The following is a 20,366-nucleotide window of genomic DNA, read 5'->3' as shown; positions in this document are numbered from 1 at the left end:
CATCGGGGCAACTTCGGCGAGGCGCCTCGCACACCCACTGTTCCGCTCGTCCCCGGGCCGCATTGGCCGATCTTTTTGAATCGATTCAAGCGTCCGGTTCCCGCACTTGGTTCCCGCACTCCATCCAGGAGGTACTCATGCGCCGCCGCCGTTCACTGCCGCACCGAACACCCGGCCCGGGGCGCCTGCTGGGCCTCGCCATGATCATGGCCTTCGGGCCGGTCGCGGCCACCGCGCAGCCGGCCGGGGCGGCCGCGGCGGTGTCGATGCCGCCGGCCCCGGTCGTGTCCCCGGCCGGGGCCGCCTCGCTGTCGCCGCCCGGGTCCGTACCGTCGTCGGCGGCGACCGCAACGGCCGTTCCCGGAGCCGCCGTCGACCCCCTGAACTACTCGCCGTCCTCCCGCACCCTCAAGCCGACCGCCGTCCACCGCACGTCCGGCAGTGTCGAGAACCCGCAGAACGTCCTCGACGGGCAGCCGACGCGGATCTCCGGCGCGCAGTCGGCCGTCACCCTCGACTTCGGCAAAGAGGTCGGTGGCGTGACAACGTTATCCTTCGGTGCCGTCAGCGGCGGTGGCCGACGGGTCGGTCTGGCCTTCAGCGAGTCGTCCCTGTACGTGGGCAACAACAGTGACCGCAGCAGCGGCCGTGACGGCGAGGACGGGGCCCTCTACACGACGGCCTCGGCCAACGGCACGTACACGGTGCCCACCGCCAGACAAAGGGGCGGCTTCCGCTACCTCACCGTCTTCCTCGACACCTCGGGCTGGGTGGAACTCAAGGGCGTGAGTCTCGGCTTCACCGCGGCTCCGGGGGAGGCCAACCCGGCCGACTACGCCAACTACTTCCACTCCAGCGACGATCTGCTCAACCGCATCTGGTACGCCGGGGCGTACACCGTGCAGCTCAACACGATCGCCTCCGACCAGGGGCGCGCCTGGCCGCCGCCGTCCTCGGAGTGGGACAACGGCGCGACCGTCGGCGTGGGCGACTCCGTCCTGGTCGACGGCGCCAAACGCGACCGTACGGTGTGGCCCGGTGACCTTGGCATCGCCGTACCCACGCAGTACGCGTACTCCGACGACCTCACCTCGACCCGCAACGCGCTCACCACGATGTACGACGCGATGTCCGCCGAAGGTGAAATCCCGTGGTCGGGGCCGCCGTTCAACCTCAAGGGCTCGGACACGTACCACACCTGGACGCTGCTGGGCACGGCGACGTACTACACGTACACGGCCGACCGGGCGTGGCTCGACTCCGAATGGGCCGACTACAAGCGCGGCATGGCCTTCATCATCGACAAGATCAACGGCAATGGCCTTCTGAACGTGACCGCCACCCAGGACTGGGCCCGGGCCGGTCAGGGCGGTGAGAACATCTCCGCCAACGCGCTGCTGTACGCGGCGCTCAGGGGCGGGGTCACCCTGGCCACGGTCAAGGGCGACAGCGCGCTCGCCACGAGCTGGAGCAGCAGGGCGGCGGCCCTCAGGACCGCGGCCAACTCCCGGCTGTGGGACGCCTCGAAGGGCATGTACAAGGACAACCCGACCAGCGGTCTGTATCCGCAGGACGGCAACTCGCTCGCCGTCTGGTACGGGCTCACCGACTCCACGGCCAAGTCGAAGAGTGTCATCGCGGGGCTCGGCACCCGCTGGGGCACCTACGGCCCGACCACTCCCGAATGGGGCGGCAACGTCTCGCCCTTCGTGGGCGGCATGGAGCTGAACGCCCGCTTCACCGCCAACGACGACCACGGCGCCCTGCAGCAGATCCGCCGCACCTGGGGCCACATGCTGAACAGCGACATCGGGACCAGGAGCACTTTCTGGGAGGGGATCAAGGCCGACGGCGGCCTCGCCTACGGCGGTTCGTTCATGAGCCTGGCCCACGGCTGGTCCAGCGCGCCCACCTCCACGCTCACCTTCGACGTGCTCGGCACCGCACCGGAGTCGGCGGCCGGCGCGTACCGCTTCGTTCCGCATCCCGGCGACCTGACCAGCGCCGAGGGCCGCATCACCATGCCGCAGGGTGCCGTCGACGCGTCCTGGTCCCGCGCCCCCGCCGCCGGTACGTACACGGCGCGGCTCACCAGCCCGGCCGGTACCACCGGCCGTATCGGGGTCCCGAAGTTCGGCGGCGGCAACGTCTCGGTGTCCGTGAACGGCACCGTCGTATGGCGCGACGGAAACTTCACGCCCGTCTCCGGCGTCACCGGCGCGAACCAGGACGACACCTACGTCTACCTCACCGGTGTCGCCCCCGGCGGCTACACCGTGACCGCCACCGGGCTGGGCAATCCCGCCGCGCCCGCCGAGCCGGGTACCGGAGCCCTGCGCGCGGGCTTCACCCGGTGCGCGGGCGAGGGCGGTACGTGCTCGTTCAGCGGCACTCGCGCGGTGGCCTACGGGGCCGGGACCTACCGGTACAAGACGGTGACCGGCAGCACCGCGTGCACCAGTGCCTCCTTCGGCGGTGATCCGGCGTCGAACCTCGTCAAGTCCTGCTACGTCGCCGACGCGGGCGGCCCGCCCGGATACACCGTCTGCGCGGCCGAGGGCGGCACCTGTTCCGTGCCCGGCCACAACCGTGACGTCGTCTACGGCGCCAACGGCAACTTCGCCCACCAGGTCACCAACGGCTCCGTCGCCTGCGCCAACGCCCACTTCGGCGATCCCGTCGACGGCGTCACCAAGTCCTGTTATCTGCCACCGGCCGGGGCGCCACCCGGTGGCTGGACCAAGTGCGCGGACCAGAACGGCACCTGTCCGGCCGCCGCCGGCCAGCCGGTGATGTACGGAGCCTTCGGCGCGTTCACCACCGTCACGGCCACCGGGAACACCTCGTGCACCGACGCCACCTTCGGCGACCCGATCCCCGGGGAGTCGAAGTCCTGCTACACCGCCACCGGCGGCCCGGCCGGTTACGGCACGGCCTGTTCCGCCGAAGGCGGCACCTGCGCCTTCAGCGGGCAGCGGACCGTCGCCTACGGCGCGCGGGGCAGTTTCGTGTACAAGTCGTTCACCGGCGGCAGCGGCTGTACGACGGCCGCATTCGGCAGCGATCCGCTGCCCGGCGTGAGCAAGACCTGCTACCTCACCCCCTGAGGCCGGGGTCCTGAGACCGAGGTACTGAGGCCGGGGTACTGAGGCCGGGGTCCCCAGGATCTCGGCCTCAGGACGGGGCCCTGAGGCCGAGATCCTGGGGCCGAGGTTCGGTGTCCGAGATGCTGGGTCCGAGCCCCGACCGGGGCTCGGACCCAGAATTTCACTGCGTGTCCGTCACCGTGCCCGTCAGTACCGGATGGCCGGGAAGCGGCTCGGCGGTGTCGTCGGTCAGCGCGAGGCGCAGCGACTCGGCCGGTTCGGCCAGAGCGTCCCGCACCGTCGGCACGACGAAGTCGGCGCCGGTGCTCCCGGCCGGGATCAGCGTCCACACCCACAGGTTCGCCTCGGAGAGCGGGCGCTCCGGATCGGGGAGGTCACCTGAGTAGTCCATCAGCCACTGCGGGTCCACGTCCTTGGTGGACAACTCGGCACCCTCGCCGACCGGAAGCACCCGCACCGGTTGCCAGAAACCCGAGTCGACGGACTCGGAGAGGGAGATGCGCCAGGTCAGCGTCCCTCCCTCGGCCACCCGGTCGGTGACCGGCGTGAGGGTGACCGCGGGCGCGGGGTCGTCGTTCAGCACGGTGACCCCGCCCCCGTACGAGCCGATGACGGCACCGCGCACGGCCTTCGCCATGAGGTCGTACTGCTTGTCGTCGCTGAAGCGGGTGTTGCCCTTCACCTCCACGGTCACGTCGACGGGATCGCTGCCCGGCCGTACCGCGACCAGCTTCTCCTCCGCCGCTCCGGTGTCCGGGTCGAGAACCAGGAAGCGGACCTTGTTGCCGCCACTGCCACCGCCACTGCCACTGCCGTCGGCACCACTGCCGCCGACGCCGTTCCCGGAGACCTTGACCGGGATGTGGTACGTGCGGGTGCCCGAGTCGCCCTCCTCGACGGTGAACCGGCCGATGTCGACGCGCGGCAGCGCCGCCGCCCTGACCACCGGAGTACCGGGGGCCCAGCCCCAGGCGTCCATCAGCCAGGCCTGCCCGGACCCGGAACGCGGGGTCAGCGACAGGGACTTGACGTGCCGCAGGTCGAGGCCCGCGCGGGTGGCCGCGGTCAGCGGGACCCGCACCTCCCGCGCCCAGTAGGAGGAGGTGCGCTCGGTGCCCGGCAGCCCGTCGGCCCGGACCCGGCCGAGCTCGGCCCGGCGGCCGGAGGAGTCGGTGACTGTCACGTCCAGCTCGGTGCCGGTCGTGTTCGGCGGCACGAACACGCGCAGCGCGAGACTCTTGGAGCCGGAGAGGGACACCGGGGCGGCGGGGCGGATCTCCGCCGCGGTGCCCGGCGCCGACCACTTCAGCGCGACCGCCCCGCGACCCGGTTCCTTGTCCGACCGCCACGACCACGTCGCGAAGTGCGGCGACGACCCTTCGGTGTCGGGGGCCAGGCAGGCCACGGCGGGATCGGGGTCGATCGCCGAGCACAGCCTGCCGCCGCCGGTCACCTTCATCCCGGCGTCGGGCAGGAAGCCGCCCGTGCGGCGGGCACCGACCGCGTGGGTCAGTACGCGGGCCGGGTCCGCGGACGGCGCCCGCTTTCCGGAACCGTCGAGCAGCGGGCGCACCCGGTCGTCGCCGGCGACGAACAGCCGGGCCGCGGCGGCGATGTAGGTGGCGCCCGCCTGGTGCTGCTGGTCGGCGGTCAGCCGGGTGGGAGCACTCGTGGAGCACACCGGGTCGGGCCCCTCCGGATCCTCCGGGTCCTCCCAGAAGTCGTCGAAGGAGGGGGCCTCGGACCGGCCGGGCGTCCACTCGCTGTTGAAGAAGTTGTGGTTGGCGCCGACCACGTAGACGGAACTGTGCAGCGCGGTGCCCCGGCTGACTCCGCGCGTCCCGTCGGCGTACACCTCGCCCTGGAGGTCGGAGACGTCGCCGTCGCAGCCGGGGAGGATCGTCGTGGACGGCACGTCGGCGACCGGATTCTGGCCGAAGATCGTCGGTCCGACGAGGACGGTCCCGCGGATCTTCCAGCGCACCGGGCCCCGGTAGCCGTCCTGCGCGGCGGGTGGGGGATAGAGGCTGTCCATGGCGGCCCGGTTGACGCCCTCGCCGCCCCGCGAGTGGCCGACCAGCAGGACGCGGGACAGGTCGGCCTTCGCCGCGTCGGGCACGCTCGCCGGGGCGGTGTCCGGGTGGGCGGCCCAGCCCGCCCACTCGGCGAGGTGCTGCCGCACCAGCGAGGAGCGCGCCTGCGCACCGGCGTCCTCGATGTCCGCGTCCTGGCCGTTGATGCCGTTCGCCGAGATCGACACCGTCACATACCCCTGGGAGGCCAGCAGCCTCTGGTCCTTCAGATAGCCCTTGTGGCTCGGGACGGGCCGGGTGCCGGCCGAGCAGGGCCAGTCCAGAGTCAGGTCGTCCTCGGAGCCGCCCGGCTTGTAGCAGGTGGGGTGGCGGCCGTGCAGGAACAGCGCGAGCGGCCGTTCGCCCGTGGCGCCCTCGGGCGCGACGACGACGGCCTCCATCTCGACGGGCTGGGCCAGGCCGGGCAGCTTCACCGGGTCGAGGTCGTAGTCCCCGGTGACCGTGCGGTAAGCGCCCGGTCTGCCCGGGTCCACGGAGTTCTCGGGGAGCCGGGCCGGGGGCCGCGCGGTCTGCGGGGAGTTCCCCCGGTCCCTGCCGGTGCTGCCGTCCTTGCGGTCGCTGTCGGCGGGTTCGTCCAACCGGCGCCCGGCGGCGAGTACTCGCAGGTCCTTCAGCGGTGCGGCGCCGCCGAGCGCGAGCCGGAACGTGTGGCCGTCCCCGGCCGCCTTCGGCACCCCGAGCAGCCGCCCGTCCGCGTGGAACTCGACACGGGCGTCGCCCACGGGCACGGCTCTGTCCGACCGCCAGACCAGCTCGCGCCCGGCGCCCCGCCCGATGACACGCCAGCCCGGGGGCAGCGGACTGTCGGCGGCCTTCACGGATCTCAAGGCTTCCGCTGCTGATGACTGGGCCTGGGACGGCTGTTGGGCCTGGGCCGGTCCTGGTGAGCCCGCCAGGACCGCCAGCGCGGCCACGGCGGTGACACCTATTCGCCGGGTCCGGTTCAAGGGTTCCCCTCCCCACACTTCGAGCGCGGGCGCCCCGTCGGTCCCGGGAGCCCCTCGCGCCCCGAAGGAAGCGAAACGGGATCCGTGGGTTGCCTGGGCCGGGCAAGTGCGGCCGTGCGGCACATGAATCAGGTCATCGTGGGCCGACCGGGAGGACGCGTTCTCCCGCCCCTTGTCATAGTCAACAATGTGAATAGGGTATTAGTGGGCTATGGAGAAAGGTGGTCACCCCATGTCCGACAGCGGATATCTGCGGTACGTCGCCCTTGGGGACAGTCAGACCGAGGGACTCGGTGACGGCGACGACGTGCGAGGGCTGCGCGGGTGCGCCGACCGGCTGGCCGAGGAGCTGGCGAAGGGGTCACCGGATCTTCTGTACGCCAATCTCGCCGTCCGCGGACGTCTCGCGGGACAGGTGCGTGCCGAGCAGCTCCCGGCCGCCCTCGCGCTGCGGCCCGATCTGGCCACCGTGGTCGCCGGGATGAACGACCTGCTGCGGCGCCGCTTCGACGCGGACGAGGTGGGCGGCCACCTGGAGGCGATGTTCGCCGCGCTGACCGGGCAGGGCGCCCGCGTCGCGACGGTCACCTTTCCCGACATCGGGCGGCTGACCCCGCTGGCCCGGCCGCTCGGCCCCCGGGTCCTCGCCCTCAACGCCCGTATCCGGGAGGCGGCCGGACGGCACGGAGTGGTCATCGCCGACATGTCCGCCCACGAGGTGGTGACGGACCCCCGGCTGTGGAGCCCGGACCGGCTGCACGCGAGCCCGCTCGGCCATGAGCGCATCGCCGCCGCGGTCGCGCACGCGTTCGGCCTGCCCGGCAGCGACGACACCTGGACGCAGCCGCTGCCGCTGTCTCCCGGCGCGTCGGCGGCCACGCGTCTGCGGGTCGTCGGGGCGGAGCTGCGCTGGGTCGGCGGCTTCCTGGGACCCTGGCTCCTGCGCCGGGTCCGGGGCCGGTCCTCGGGCGACGGCCGGCAGGCGAAGCGGCCGACTCTGCTGCCGCCGCTTCTTTTCGAGACGGATGCGGCTGCGGCTGCGGCTGCCGAATTCCCCGCGCCCGCTGTGGCGCCCGCGCCCGCCCCTGCGCCCGCCGTCGCGCCTGCGCCCGCGCCCGCCGAACCGGGGCAGGCCCTTCGCCAGGTCCCAGGTCAGGGCGGTCCGGGCAGCAGTAGTCGCGTCCTTGACTAATCAACCCGGTGCTAGCTTGGGCTCATGGCGTTGCGCAACGCGGTGATGGCCGCGCTTCTGGAGGGCGAGGCGTCCGGGTACGACCTCGCGAAGGGCTTCGAGGCCTCGGTCGCCAACTTCTGGATGGCCACCCCCCAGCAGCTCTACCGCGAACTGGAGCGTATGGAGGGGGACGGGCTCGTCTCCGCCCGTGTCGTCCAGCAGGAGCGCCGGCCCAACAAGCGGCTCTTCTCGCTCACCGAGGCCGGACGCCGGGTCCTGCGCGCGTTCGTCACCGAGGGCCCCGCGAAGCCCCTGGCCATCAGGGACGAGCTGATGGTCAAGGTCCAGTGCGTCGACATCGGGGACGCCGAGGACATCGAGGCCGTACGGACCGCGGTCGCCGAGCGCGTGGAGCGGTCCGACGCCAAACTCGCCCGCTATCTGCGCATGCGGGAACGCATGCTGGCCGGACGCACCGAGGACGAGTACCTCGCGTCCGCCGACCGCATCGGCCCCTACCTCACCCTCCAGGGCGGCATCGCCCTGGAACGCGGCAACCTCCACTGGGGCGAGACCGTCCTGAAGCGCCTCGCGCAGCGTGCCGAGGCCCTCGGCGGACCGGCCCGGACGCGCGGCTGACCGGGTGACCGCGGCTCCCCGCCCCGCTTCCGAGGGCGGGGTCCGTCCGCCGCGGCCGGTCTCACCCGCCGAACGCCGCCCGTACGATCCGTTCGGCCACCGGGTTCATGTCCTCCGACTTCGCGTCGGTCGCGTTGACCGAGTACACGAGCGTGCGGGACAGATCACGGGTGGCCGCGACGAGTGTGCTGTACCCGGGCCGCGCACCCGACTTCGCCCAGACGATCCTGCCGTCGCCCATGTCGAACCGCTGGAGGCCGGCGCTCATGGTCGCGCCCGGCACGTCGGGGAGCGTGAACATCTCCTTGTCCAGGAGTGGCCGGGGGACCAGCCGGCCCCGGAACAGCGCGTGGAGAAGCCGCTCCAGGTCCGCCGTGGTGGAGATCATGTCGCCGGCGGCCCACCGGTCCGACATGTTCCACTCGGTGGCGTCCACCAGCCTGCCGTCCGCCAGCTTCTGGTAGCCGCGGTTGTGCGGGCCGTGGATGCGCGGGTCGGGGCCGCCGGGGAAGGACGTGTGCCGCATCCCGGCCGGCCGCAGCACCCGTACCGCCGCTTGGTGCTCGTACGAGTCGCCGGTGACCTTCTCTATGAGCAGGCCCAGCACCGTGTAGTCGATGTTGCTGTAGTTCTGCCGCTTGCCGGGGCAGAAGGCGGGACCCTGGGCGACCGAGGCGGCCACCACCTCCTCGGGCGTCAGCGTCTCGTACCGCCTTTCGAACCCCTCGCCGTTCACGTCCCCGAGAGTCGCGCCCGGTTTCAGACCGCTGGTGAAGGTGAGCAGCTGCCGCACGGTGATGGGCTCGAAGGCCTTCGAGAGGAGGCCGGGGAGGTACGTCTGGACGTGCCCGTCCAGGTCCAGCTCACCGTCGGCGGCGAGCTGGAGCACCACGGCAGCGGTGACGACCTTCGTCGTGGAACCGGCTCGGAAGCGCCCGTCCTCCAGCGCCTCGCGCCGGCTCGGCAGATCGTGCACCCCGGCACTGTCCCGCCAGGTGCCGTCCTTGCCCGACACCCGGACGAGTGCCGCCGTCGCGTCGTCGTCCGGAAGCCCCTCGATCGCGGCGCGCAGGGCCCTGCCGGTGGCCGGATCCACCGAGCCCCGAGCCACGGCCTCCTGTAACGAGGCCGTGGGGGAGGCGGCGAGGGCGGTCCCGGCCAGGGGGCCCGCGGCCAGGCCCAGCACCACGAGGGCGGCACAGGCGGTACGGATACGGGCATGCATCAGGTGACTCCCGGAGTGATCGACGACCTTCATCCTCCGGCCGTACGCCGTACCGCGGATCCTCCTCCGGGAGGGCGGCGACCCTGGTCCGGCCCCCGAGCAACTGCCGTACCGGGCAAGGGTGTTGTCAGGGATTTCCCTTAGAGCTCCGCACCCGGTGGTCCCGGAGGGGGGTGTCGAGCAGCAGTTTCGCGGCCACCGTCGCCCCGTCGGTGCGGATCGTGCCGGCCACGGCCCCCGCCCGTTCGCGGGTCCGCGGCGCCAGGGCCGTGGTGAGCGCGGCCGACAGCGAATCGGAGGTCGGTACCGGGCCCTCGTGCGCGGCGCCGATGCCCAGCTCGGCCACCCGCCTCGCCCAGTACGGCTGGTCCGCGATCCTGGGGACCACCACCTGGGGCGCACCGGCCAGGGCCGCCGTGGTCGTCGTACCCGCGCCGCCGTGGTGCACGACGGCGGCCACCCGGCGGAACAGCGCCTGCTGGTTGACCTCGCCCACGACGAAGCAGTCGTCGGAGTCGTCGATCGCGGCCAGGTCCGCCCAGCCACGGGCGAACAGCACCCGTCGGCCCTGCGCGCGGCTCGCCTCCGTGGCCACCCGGGCGATGTCCTGCGGGGCGTGTGCGGCCATGCTGCCGAAGCCCACGTACACCGGCGGTTCGCCCGCGTCGAGGAACGCCTCCAGCTCCTTCGGGAGCGGCCGGTCGTCGGGCAGGATCCACGCCCCGGTCTGTACGGGGTCGAGGTCCGTCATGCCCTGTGACGGACACAGCGTCGGGTCCGCCGCCAGCCACGGCCGGCCGGTGAGGACGTGGTCACGGACGTTGTCCACCGGCGGCAGGCCGATCGCCGCCCGGCCGCTGTTGAGTGCCTCCCCGTACAAGGCGTTCACCCGCTGGGCGTCCTGCTCCCACAGCACCCGGTTGTCGGTCTCGCCCTCCGGCGACGGTGTGCCCGGCCGCCTTCCCGGAGGGAAGTGCCGCGACGGCAGGCCCAGCGTGTGGAAGCACGCGAGCACGTAAGGGATGCCCAGCTTCTCGGCCACGTCCCGGGCGCCGGCCGGCATCAGGCCGGTCGCCAGCAGCGCGTCACATCCCTCGGCCGCCGTGGTGAGCGTGTCGAACCGGGCCGCGACCAGCTCGGGAGCGAGCCGGAACGCGTCCTTCGCCGTCGGTGGCCTCGTACCGGCGACCACCGAGCGCACCGACGGGCCGAGCGGCACCAGCGGCACACCGGCACGTGCCAGCAGCACCGCGAACTCCTCGTCGGGCGGCGCGCACACCCGTACCCGCGCGCCGAGTTCCCGCAGCCGCGCCGCCAGTGCGGCCAGCGGTTCGACGTCTCCGCGCGATCCCCAAGTCGTCAGCAGCACACGCACGTCGTGACCCCCATGTCCGCGGATTCCGGCTTTGGGCCGCCGATTCTGCGGGACACCCCCGGTCTTGCCGCAAGCCCCCCGGTGGGCTATAGCTTGAGAGTGGCAAGGAGATCGCGCTCCTTGCCTTTTGTTCTGTCCGGGCCCTTTTTCTGTCCGGAGTGATCGAGCCTCAGGACGTCCGGAGGGACCGCAGGGTGTCGAGGCGGTTCGTCGTGATCGAGTCGACGCCCGCTTCGAGGAGCCGTCGCATGGACCGCCGGGTGTCGGGCGTCCACACCGAGACCAGGTATCCGTCCCGGTGGACCCGGGCCACGAGATCACGACTCGCCAGCCCGAAGCGGTAGTTGAGCCAGCGCGGCCGCACCGCGTCGAGCAGCGCGGGCCGCGGCGGTGCGAGGCTCGTCCAGGTCAGGGCGATCTCCGCGGCGGGGTCGGCCGCGCGGACGGCGAGCATGCTCCGGGCGCCCGCGCTGTAGTACACGCGCTCCTGGGCGCCCAGATCATGGATGGCGCCGACGATCCGGCGGACGGCGCGCGCGTCCGCCGGACCGGGCAGGTCGACCATGAACCGGCCCTCGTCCGCCGCCTTGAAGGCCTCCTCCAGGGTGGGAATCCCGCCCGAAGTCAGCCCCCGCACCTCGTCGGCGGAGAGCGACAGCAGCGGCCGGTCCTGCTCCCACAGCCGCTTCAGTGTGGCGTCGTGCAGCAGCACGGGCACGTCGTCGCGGGTCAGCCGGACGTCGATCTCCACGGCGTCCGCGCCCTGTCGGAACGCGGAACGCAGGGAGTCGACCGTGTTCTCACGGACGCGGTAGGGGTCGCCGCGATGGGCCACGGCAGTCACGGTACGCATCGGCCCATTGTGCTGGTGCGCCGGTTCAGGGCGCGAGCCACCCGGCGGTGTACGTGTCGATCTCCGCGGCGAGCGCCGCCTTGCCGGCGCTGTCCAGGAAGGAGACGTCGACGGCGTTCTTGGCGAGCGCGGCCAGGCCCCGCTCGTCGAGGTCCAGGAGACGGGCGGCGACCGCGTACTCGTTGTTGAGGTCGGTGCCGAACATCGGCGGGTCGTCGGAGTTGACGGTGACGACGACGCCGGCCTCCACGAACCTCTTCATGGGGTGCTCGTCGAGGGTGCGGACCGCGCGGGTGGCGATGTTGGAGGTGGGGCAGACCTCCAGCGGGATCCGGTGCTCGGCGAGGTGCGCGAGGAGCTTGGGATCCTGGGCGGAGGTCGTGCCGTGGCCGATGCGCTCGGCCCGCAGATCCGTCAGCGCGTCCCAGACCGTCTCCGGTCCCGTCGTCTCGCCCGCGTGTGGTACGGAGTGCAGGCCGGCCGCGATCGCACGGTCGAAGTACGGCTTGAACTGCGGCCGGGGTACGCCGATCTCGGGCCCGCCGAGCCCGAAGGAGACCAGGCCCTCCGGGCGGATCTTGTCGGTGGTGGCGAGCCGGACCGTCTCCTCGGCGGATTCGAGTCCCGCCTCGCCCGGGATGTCGAAGCACCACCGCAGGACGGTGCCGAAGTCGGCCTCGGCGGCCGTGCGGGCGTCCTCGATCGCGTCCATGAAGGCACCCTCGTCGATACCGCGACGGGTCGACGAGAACGGCGTGATCGTCAGCTCGGCGTAGCGGATCTGCTGCCGGGCCATGTCACGGGCGACCTCGTACGTCAGGAGGCGTACGTCCTCGGGTGTGCGGATCAGGTCGACGACGGACAGGTACACGTCGATGAAGTGGGCGAAGTCCGTGAACGTGAAGTAGTCGACCAGGGCCTCGGGGTCCGACGGCACCTTGGAGTCGGGGTGGCGGGCGGCCAGTTCGGAGACGATCCGGGGGGAGGCCGAGCCGACGTGGTGCACGTGGAGTTCGGCTTTGGGCAGTCCGGCGATGAAGGCGTGCAGGTCGGTCAAGGTTCCTCCCCAGGAACGGCGCCCGGCCGGTGTGCGGCGGACGCGGGTGATCGGCTGATCGGTGGTTCGAGGATCATCGTAGGCCGCGGTCCGCGCGAGGGGAGGCTCGGGCCGTAGCATGACGCCACGTACGACAGAGGGGACTCCGTGCATGTCCGAGGACGCGCAGACACCGGGTGTGCCGGCCGATGAGCCGCGGGTGTCGCTGGGCAAGCCGCCTGTCGAACCTTCCGCCGGATCTCCCGCCGGATCTCCCGCCGGAGCTCCGGCAGGGCCTCCCGTCGGGCCTGCCGCCGGGCCTCCGGCCGGGCCTTCCGTCGAGCCGAATCCCTGGGCTCCGCCCATACCGGTCTCGCCGTCCTCGGTGCACGACCAGCAGACCGTCACCTCGTTCCCCGGGGCGGGTTCGGTTCCCCAGGATCCGTTCGCGCCTCCGGGGGGATCCGCCGTGCCGCCGCCGCCCATCGCTCCGGGCGGGCCGGGGCAGGTGCCGTACGGGTACGGCTATCCGGTCTACCCCGCCCACACCCATGGCCACCACCACGGGCCCTCCTACGGAGGCGCGCACGGTGGTCCCGGCTATGCGCAGGGCGGGCCGCCCGGGTACGGCTGGTCCGGGATGCCCATGGCGCCGAGCAACGGGATGGGCACCGCGTCGCTCGTGCTCGGGATCATCGCGGCGGTCGGGTTCTGCCTGTGGCCGGTGGCGATCGTGTGCGGGGTTCTCGCGCTGATCTTCGGGGGGATCGGGCGGGGGAAGGTTCGGCGGGGGGAGGCGACGAATCCGGGGCAGGCGCTGGCGGGGATCATCTGTGGGGCGGTCGGTGTCGCGCTGGCGATCGCCTTTTTGGTGGTGTTTCTGGTGATGCCGGAGGATTCCGAGAGCGACTCGGGGGGCGGGGGAGAGGGCTTCAGCGCGTCTTTGTCTGTCGACGGCTGAGGTTCCCCTGGCCGGGGGCGGGCTGTGTATCGGCCGTGTGTCGGCTGCGGACCGGTGGGGGTTGGCCGCGCCGTTCCCCGCGCCCCTGAGCGCCGGGGGCTGACGCGCGTTGTCTGGTGCGGGTCCGTTTGGGCTGGTCGCGCAGTTCCCCGCGCCCCTGGGTGGGTGGGGGTGAGGGTGGGTGTCTGGTGCGGGTCTCTTTGGGTTGGCCGCGCCGTTCCCCGCGCCCCTTGGTGGGTGGGGGCGGTGGGTTTCTGGTGCGGGTGTGTTGTGGCTGAGCGCGCAGTTCCTGTGTCCCTGAAGGGGCCGCCCCACGAACCGGCCCCTTCAAGGGCGCGGGGAACGGCGCGGCCAGCCCCCACCGGGGGCGCGGGTGTGGGCAGCCTCAGCCGGGTCGCTCGTTGGGGTTCAAGCCGAGCGCAAGCGGTCTCGGGCCTCCATCAGGGCGAAGCCCAGTAGGTTCGGGCCCTGCCAGCGGGTGGGGTCGGACGCCCGCACATCGTCCGCGGCCAGCCCGATGCCCCACACGCGGTCCATGGGACTGGCCTCGACCAGCACCCTCCCGTGCGTGCCCAGCAGGAACCCGCGAAGTCCGTCGTCCGACGCGAACTTCGCCACGCTTCCCTGGACCACGATCCCGAACCGCTCCCGCTCCCACACAGCCTCGTCGAAGCCCCGGACCAGCCGCCCGGCCTTCTTCGCGAGCGCGGGATTCGCCGCGTCCAGCGCGAGCCGCTCCGCCTCCGCGTCACCGAAGAGCCGCGCCTTCCGCGCCATCATCCAGTGCTCGGCCGTCCGGTACTCCACCCCGTCCACCGTGAACGGCGACGGCCACCACTGGCTCAGACAGCTCGATCCGATGCGACCGTCCGGGCGGGGGCGGTGGCCCCAGAAGTGCAGGTACTTGACCTTCGCGCCCGCCCGGACCGCGCTGATCAGCGTGTCCCGGGAGTGGAACGGCGAATCGGTGTGAAATTCGATCTCCCCCATGCACGCGAGTCTGGCACGCACCACTGACAATCCGTCCCGCCTTTTCCTCAGCGACTCGACACCTGGTCGACAGATTCCGTTGCGTAACCAAAAGGCAACAACGGAATCACTTGTTGGAGCACCATTGCTCTGTCAGGATCGGCACTCAAATCGAGCTGGAGCTACGCCGACCCCCGGGTTGCGGGGCGGGCGGCGGAGGAGAGCGACATGCACAATCCGGGCCATCGCTTCCAGGCGCAGGACCGTTTCGCGGACGGCGCGCAGTACATCGCGGGCCGGCCGGCCAAGGGGACGTCCGGCCGGAGCCACACGGTCGTCGACCCCGCCACCGGCGACGAGATCCACACGTACGAGCTGGCGGGCACGGACGACGTGGACGCGGCGGTCGGGGCCGCCCGGGAGGCGTTCCCCGGCTGGTCCGGGGCCACCCCGGGCGAGCGCTCCGACGCCATGCACCGCTTCGCCGCCGTGCTCGCCGACCGTGCCGAGGAGTTCGCTCAGGCGGAGTCCCTGCAGTGCGGCAAGCCGATCAAGCTGACCCGGGAGTTCGACGTCCCGGGCACGATCGACAACACCGCCTTCTTCGCGGGCGCCGCCCGGCATCTGCAGGGCCAGTCCGCCGGTGAGTACTCCGGCGACCACACCTCGTACGTACGGCGGGAGCCCATCGGGGTGGTCGGGTCCATCGCCCCCTGGAACTACCCACTCCAGATGGCGGCCTGGAAGGTCCTCCCGGCGATCGCCGCGGGCAACACGATCGTCCTCAAGCCCGCCGAGCTGACCCCGTTCACCTCCCTGCTGTTCGCCGAGGCCGCGACCCTGGCGGGCATTCCCGACGGTGTCGTCAACATCGTCACGGGGGCGGGGAGGGACGCCGGTGAGCACCTCGTCGGGCATCCCGACGTCGTCATGACCTCCTTCACCGGGTCCACCGCCGTCGGCAGGCGCGTCGCCGAGATCGCCACCTCCACCGTCAAGCGCCTCCACCTGGAACTCGGCGGCAAGGCGCCCTTCGTGGTCTTCGACGACGCGGACCTGGAGGCCGCCGTGCACGGCGCGGTCGCGGGCGCGCTCATCAACACGGGCCAGGACTGCACGGCCGCCACGCGCGCGTACGTGCAGAGGCCCCTCTACGAAGAGTTCGTTTCGAGGACCGCGGAGCTCATGGAGAGCGTCCGGCTCGGCGATCCGTTCGCGCCGGACACCGACCTCGGGCCGCTCATCTCGTTCGCCCAGCGCGACCGTGTCGCCGCTTTCGTCGACCGGGCGCGCTCCTACGCGCGCGTGGTCACCGGCGGGGAGATCCCCAAGGGCCTTGAGCACGGTGCCTACTACCGGCCGACGCTCGTGGCCGACGCCGCCCAGGACAGCGAGATCGTGCAGTCCGAGATCTTCGGCCCGGTCCTGGTGGTGGTGCCCTTCGACAGCGACGACGAAGGCATCCGGCTCGCCAACGACACCCCGTACGGTCTCGCCGCCTCCGCGTGGAGCCGTGACGTGTACCGGGCGAACCGGGCCACGCGCGAGATCAAGGCGGGCTGCGTGTGGGTCAACGACCACATCCCGATCATCAGCGAGATGCCCCACGGCGGTTACAAGGCGTCCGGCTTCGGCAAGGACATGTCCTCGTACTCGTTCGAGGAGTACACACAGATCAAGCACGTCATGTTCGACAACACGGCGGTGGCCAGGAAGGACTGGCACCGCACGATCTTCGGGGACCGTTAGTCGCCATCGGCCCGGACCAGGCCGAACCCTCCCGAAAGGGCACCACGAGCATGGAGCAGTACGAGCCCGATCAACTGTCCCCGGCCCGACTGGCCGCCATGCGGCGCAGTTTTCGCCATGGCAGGGCCTCCCTCAGCCGCCGTTCGCTGCTGCGCGCCTCGACGGGCGGCGCGCTCGCCCTCGGCGGACTGGGGACCTTGAGCGCCTGCGGGATCCCCGCGGCGAAGAACACCGCGGGCGTCTCGTCCGAGGACCACTCGGCCAAGGAGAAGCAGATCAACTTCTCCAACTGGACCGAGTACATGGACGTCGACGACAGCGAGAAGCGGCACCCGACGCTCGACGAGTTCGCCGAACGCACCGGCATCAAGGTCAAGTACACCGAGGACATCAACGACAACGTCGAGTTCTTCGGGAAGCTCAAGCCGCAGCTCGCGGCGGGCCAGGACACCGGGCGCGACCTCATCTGCGTCACCGACTGGCTGGCCGCGCGGCTGATCCGCTTCGGCTGGGTGCAGAAACTGGACGCGTCCAACCTGCCCCACGCCTACGCCAACCTCTCCCAGCAGTTCCGCACCCCCGACTGGGACCCGGGACGCGCGTACTCGTATCCCTGGACCGGTATCTCCACCGTCATCGCCTACAACAAGAAGGCGCTGGACGGCGTGGAGGTGACGTCCCTCTCCGACATGCTCGACAACCCCAGGCTCAAGGGGCGTATCGGCCTCCTGTCCGAGATGCGCGACAGCGTCGGCATGACGCTGCTCGACCTGGACAAGGACCCGGCGAAGTTCACGGACGACGACTTCGACGCGGCGATCGCCCGGCTGCAGAAGGCCGTCGACAAGGGCCAGATCCGCCGCTTCACCGGCAACGACTACACGTCCGACCTCACCAAGGGCGACCTCGCGGCCTGTCTGGCCTGGGCCGGCGACGTCGTCCAGCTCAAGGCGGACAGCCCGGACGTCGACTTCCTCATCCCGGACAGCGGCTATCTGACGTCCACGGACAACCTGCTGGTCCCCAACAAGGCGCGGCACAAGTCCAACGCCGAACGGCTCATCGACTACTACTACGAGCCCGGTCCGGCAGCCCAGCTGGCCGCGTACATCAACTACGTCTGTCCCGTCGACGGTGTGAAGCCCGAACTGGCGAAGATCGACAAGTCGGCGGCCAATAACCCGCTGATCATTCCCGACGCCGCGATGGCGGCCAAGTCGCACTCCTTCCGCTCCCTGAGCACCAAGGAAGAGACGGCGTACGAAGAGAAGTTCGCAAAGCTGACGGGGGCGTGATCACCGTGACCACCAACAACAGTGCGCACAACGGCGCGGAGGCCGGCGGCGACGTCCGCCTCTCGGGCATCAGCAAGACCTACGGCTCCTTCACCGCCGTCCAGCCGCTCGACCTGACCGTTCCCCAGGGCTCCTTCTTCGCCCTCCTGGGAGCGTCGGGCTGCGGCAAGACCACCACGCTGCGCATGATCGCCGGCCTGGAGGAACCTTCCTCCGGCACGGTCTTCCTCGGCGACCAGGACGTGACGAACCTGCCCCCGTACCGGCGCCCGGTGAACACCGTCTTCCAGTCGTACGCCCTCTTCCCGCACCTCGACATCTTCGAGAACGTCGCTTTCGGTCTGCGCCGGCGCGGCATCAAGTCCGTGAAGAAGAGCGTCGTGGACATGCTCGACCTCGTCCAGCTGGGCGAGCAGGCCCGCAAGAAGCCGCACCAGCTCTCCGGCGGCCAGCAGCAGCGCGTCGCCGTGGCCCGCGCGCTGATCAACACCCCCAGGGTGCTCCTCCTCGACGAGCCCCTCGGCGCCCTCGACCTCAAACTGCGCCGCCAGATGCAGCTGGAGCTCAAGCGCATCCAGACCGAGGTCGGCATCACCTTCATCCACGTCACGCACGACCAGGAGGAGGCCATGACCATGGCCGACACGGTCGCCGTGATGAACGCGGGCCGCGTCGAGCAGCTCGGCTCGCCCGCCGACCTCTACGAGAACCCGAACACCACGTTCGTCGCCAACTTCCTCGGCACCTCCAACCTCATCGAGGCCGAGGTCGACGCCCGGAGCGGCGACGAGATCGTCCTCAGGGCGGGCGGCGGCAAGCTCGTCCTGCCCGAGGCCCGATGTTCGGCGCCCACGACGACCGGCGGCAAGGTCCTGGTGGGGGTCCGCCCCGAGAAGATCTCCCTCACGCACGCCGACGAGGCGGGCGAGATCCCGGCCGGCCGCAACCGCATCACCGGCACGATCGCCGACTCCAGTTTCATCGGCGTCTCCACGCAGTACGTCATCGACAGCCCGGTCTGCCCGGAGTTCGAGGTCTACGCCCAGAACATCGACCGCGACCCCCGGCTCGTACCCGGCGCCGAAGTCGTTCTGCACTGGAACCCGGCGCACACCTTCGGCCTCGACGCCGCCCAGGACATCGATGCCGGTATCGAGACCGTCGAGGAAGAGGGGGCGGCGGCCTGATGGCGACCGTCACCGACGCGCCACCCCTGGCGCCGACACCCGCCCCGAAGGAGCGCCCCCCTCGCAAGAGGGGCCGCCTCACCCCGTACTGGCTGCTGCTCCCCGGCATCCTCTGGCTGGTCGTCTTCTTCGCGCTGCCGATGGTCTATCAGGCCTCCACGTCCGTGCAGACGGGCTCCCTGGAGGACGGCTACCAGGTCACCTGGCACTTCGCGACCTACTGGGACGCGGTGGCCGACTACTGGCCGCAGTTCCTGCGCTCCATCGCCTACGCGGGTACCGCCACGATCCTGTGTCTGCTGCTCGGCTATCCGCTCGCGTATCTGATCGCGTTCCGTGCGGGCCGCTGGCGCAACCTGATCCTGATCCTGGTGATCGCGCCGTTCTTCACCAGCTTCCTGATCCGTACGCTCGCCTGGAAGACGATCCTCGCGGACAGCGGCCCGGTCGTCGGCGTCCTCAACACACTGCACGTCCTGGACGTCACCAGCTGGCTCGGCGCCACGGCCGGGGACCGCGTGCTGGCCACCCCGCTCGCCGTGGTCTGCGGTCTCACGTACAACTTCCTGCCGTTCATGATCCTTCCGCTCTACACCTCCCTCGAACGCATCGACGGGCGGCTGCACGAGGCGGCCGGCGACCTGTACGCGCGCCCCTTCACCACCTTCCGCAAGGTGACCTTCCCGCTGTCGATGCCCGGCGTCGTCTCCGGGACGCTGCTCACGTTCATCCCGGCGAGCGGCGACTACGTGAACGCCGATCTGCTCGGCTCCACCGACACCCGCATGGTCGGAAACGTCATCCAGACGCAGTTCCTGCGCATTCTCGACTATCCGACGGCCGCTGCGCTCTCGTTCATTCTCATGGCGGGGATCCTCGCCATCGTCACGCTCTACATCCGCAAGTCCGGGACGGAGGATCTGGTTTAGATGGGCCTCTTGCGCTGGTTCAAACGCCGTCTCGTCGTCATCGCGGGTCTGCTGACGCTCGGTTATCTGCTGCTGCCGAACATCGTCGTCACGGTCTTCTCCTTCAATAACCCCAAGGGGCGCTTCAACTACGAATGGCAGCAGTTCTCCACGGACGCCTGGACCGATCCCTGCGGGGTGGCGGACCTGTGCGGCTCGCTCTCACTGAGCCTGCAGATCGCCGCCTGGGCGACCCTGGGCGCCACCGTCCTCGGCACGATGATCGCCTTCGCGCTGGTCCGCTACCGCTTCCGGGCACGCGGCGCCGTGAACTCGCTGATCTTCCTGCCGATGGCGATGCCCGAGGTCGTCATGGCCGCCTCGCTGCTCACGCTCTTCCTCAACCTGGGCGCCCAGCTGGGTTTCTGGACGATCCTGATCGCCCACATCATGTTCTGTCTGAGCTTCGTGGTGACCGCCGTCAAGGCCCGTGTCATGTCGATGGACCCGCGGCTGGAGCAGGCGGCGCAGGACCTGTACGCGGGTCCCGTACAGACGTTCCTGCGCGTCACGCTGCCCATCGCCGCGCCCGGTATCGCCGCGGGAGCGCTGCTCGCTTTCGCGCTCTCCTTCGACGACTTCATCATCACCAATTTCAACGCCGGCTCCACCGTCACGTTCCCCATGTTCGTCTGGGGTTCGGCACAGCGCGGAACACCCGTTCAGATCAATGTCATCGGCACGGCCATGTTCCTCGTCGCCGTACTGTTCGTGCTGGCCGGAATGGTCATCAGTAATCGCCGCAACCGCCAGAAGGCATAACCGCAGCGAATTCGTTGGGAGTTGAA

14 protein-coding genes and 1 pseudogene are annotated in these 20,366 nt (G+C 70.9%); 9 read left to right on the top strand and 6 right to left on the bottom strand.

The annotated features are described in order from the left end of the window. Positions 1 to 137 precede the first annotated feature (137 nt). Positions 138 to 3,107: an alpha-L-rhamnosidase-related protein gene (locus OHS59_RS13610; RefSeq protein ID WP_328493674.1), complete on the top strand. Its 2,970-nt coding sequence runs from the start codon at positions 138 to 140 to the stop codon at positions 3,105 to 3,107. Between the two features lie 160 nt (positions 3,108 to 3,267). On the opposite strand, the gene OHS59_RS13605 is transcribed toward OHS59_RS13610, so the two are convergent. Further along, the gene (locus OHS59_RS13605; RefSeq protein ID WP_328493673.1) at positions 3,268 to 6,147 is read right to left on the bottom strand and encodes a hypothetical protein; all 2,880 of its coding nucleotides are present in this window, start codon (positions 6,145 to 6,147) and stop codon (positions 3,268 to 3,270) included. A 232-nt stretch (positions 6,148 to 6,379) separates the two neighbouring features. Between OHS59_RS13605 and OHS59_RS13600 the strand changes: the two are divergent. Together OHS59_RS13600 and OHS59_RS13595 are read left to right on the top strand one after the other, a co-directional pair. After that, positions 6,380 to 7,153 (top strand): annotated as a pseudogene (locus tag OHS59_RS13600) (SGNH/GDSL hydrolase family protein); the annotation flags it as partial. Between the two features lie 210 nt (positions 7,154 to 7,363). Next, positions 7,364 to 7,960 carry a PadR family transcriptional regulator gene (locus OHS59_RS13595; protein WP_328493672.1) on the top strand — a complete coding sequence of 199 codons (597 nt, stop codon included), beginning with the start codon at positions 7,364 to 7,366 and terminating at the stop codon, positions 7,958 to 7,960. A 61-nt stretch (positions 7,961 to 8,021) separates the two neighbouring features. On the opposite strand, the gene OHS59_RS13590 is transcribed toward OHS59_RS13595, so the two are convergent. The 4 genes from OHS59_RS13590 to OHS59_RS13575 all read right to left on the bottom strand — a co-directional run bounded on the left by OHS59_RS13590 (position 8,022) and on the right by OHS59_RS13575 (position 12,590). Further along, positions 8,022 to 9,218: a serine hydrolase domain-containing protein gene (locus OHS59_RS13590; RefSeq protein WP_443061436.1), complete on the bottom strand. Its 1,197-nt coding sequence runs from the start codon at positions 9,216 to 9,218 to the stop codon at positions 8,022 to 8,024. A gap of 94 nt (positions 9,219 to 9,312) precedes the next feature. Next, on the bottom strand, positions 9,313 to 10,560 hold the full coding sequence (locus OHS59_RS13585) for a glycosyltransferase (protein ID WP_328493671.1): 1,248 nt from the start codon (positions 10,558 to 10,560) through the stop codon (positions 9,313 to 9,315). Positions 10,561 to 10,729: 169 nt separating this feature from the next. Continuing rightward, complete coding sequence (locus OHS59_RS13580; protein ID WP_328493670.1) at positions 10,730 to 11,413, bottom strand: glycerophosphodiester phosphodiesterase; 684 nt, start codon at positions 11,411 to 11,413, stop codon at positions 10,730 to 10,732. 25 nt (positions 11,414 to 11,438) lie between these two features. After that, positions 11,439 to 12,590 carry an adenosine deaminase gene (locus tag OHS59_RS13575; protein WP_328499191.1) on the bottom strand — a complete coding sequence of 384 codons (1,152 nt, stop codon included), beginning with the start codon at positions 12,588 to 12,590 and terminating at the stop codon, positions 11,439 to 11,441. 328 nt (positions 12,591 to 12,918) lie between these two features. Between OHS59_RS13575 and OHS59_RS13570 the strand changes: the two genes are divergently transcribed. Beyond that, positions 12,919 to 13,410, top strand: a complete 492-nt coding sequence (locus OHS59_RS13570) for a DUF4190 domain-containing protein (RefSeq protein ID WP_328493669.1) — start codon at positions 12,919 to 12,921, stop codon at positions 13,408 to 13,410. A gap of 408 nt (positions 13,411 to 13,818) precedes the next feature. Here OHS59_RS13570 and OHS59_RS13565 read toward each other — a convergent pair whose 3' ends face one another. Beyond that, positions 13,819 to 14,400: an NADAR family protein gene (locus OHS59_RS13565; protein WP_443061435.1), complete on the bottom strand. Its 582-nt coding sequence runs from the start codon at positions 14,398 to 14,400 to the stop codon at positions 13,819 to 13,821. A gap of 207 nt (positions 14,401 to 14,607) precedes the next feature. On the opposite strand from OHS59_RS13565, the gene OHS59_RS13560 reads away from it, so the two are divergent. The 5 genes from OHS59_RS13560 to OHS59_RS13540 are packed head-to-tail and all read left to right on the top strand — an operon-like array spanning position 14,608 to position 20,340. Continuing rightward, positions 14,608 to 16,128 carry a gamma-aminobutyraldehyde dehydrogenase gene (locus tag OHS59_RS13560; protein WP_328493667.1) on the top strand — a complete coding sequence of 507 codons (1,521 nt, stop codon included), beginning with the start codon at positions 14,608 to 14,610 and terminating at the stop codon, positions 16,126 to 16,128. 50 nt (positions 16,129 to 16,178) lie between these two features. Beyond that, on the top strand, positions 16,179 to 17,423 hold the full coding sequence (locus tag OHS59_RS13555; RefSeq protein ID WP_328493666.1) for a polyamine ABC transporter substrate-binding protein: 1,245 nt from the start codon (positions 16,179 to 16,181) through the stop codon (positions 17,421 to 17,423). Then, entirely contained in the window at positions 17,420 to 18,610 is a 1,191-nt protein-coding gene (locus OHS59_RS13550; RefSeq protein ID WP_443061434.1) for an ABC transporter ATP-binding protein, read from the top strand. Before OHS59_RS13555 ends, OHS59_RS13550 begins: the two co-directional genes overlap by 4 nt. Next, positions 18,610 to 19,539, top strand: a complete 930-nt coding sequence (locus tag OHS59_RS13545) for an ABC transporter permease (RefSeq protein WP_328493665.1) — start codon at positions 18,610 to 18,612, stop codon at positions 19,537 to 19,539. The genes OHS59_RS13550 and OHS59_RS13545 overlap by 1 nt, the downstream gene beginning before the upstream one ends. Beyond that, on the top strand, positions 19,540 to 20,340 hold the full coding sequence (locus OHS59_RS13540; protein ID WP_328493664.1) for an ABC transporter permease: 801 nt from the start codon (positions 19,540 to 19,542) through the stop codon (positions 20,338 to 20,340). The last annotated feature ends 26 nt before the right edge of the window (positions 20,341 to 20,366 follow it).

The organism is Streptomyces sp. NBC_00414 (assembly GCF_036038375.1).
In the GTDB taxonomy this organism is placed as follows: Bacteria; Actinomycetota; Actinomycetes; order Streptomycetales; family Streptomycetaceae; genus Streptomyces.
The sequence above is the reverse complement of the archived record's forward strand: the minus strand, read 5'-3'. Positions and strand labels throughout refer to the sequence as shown.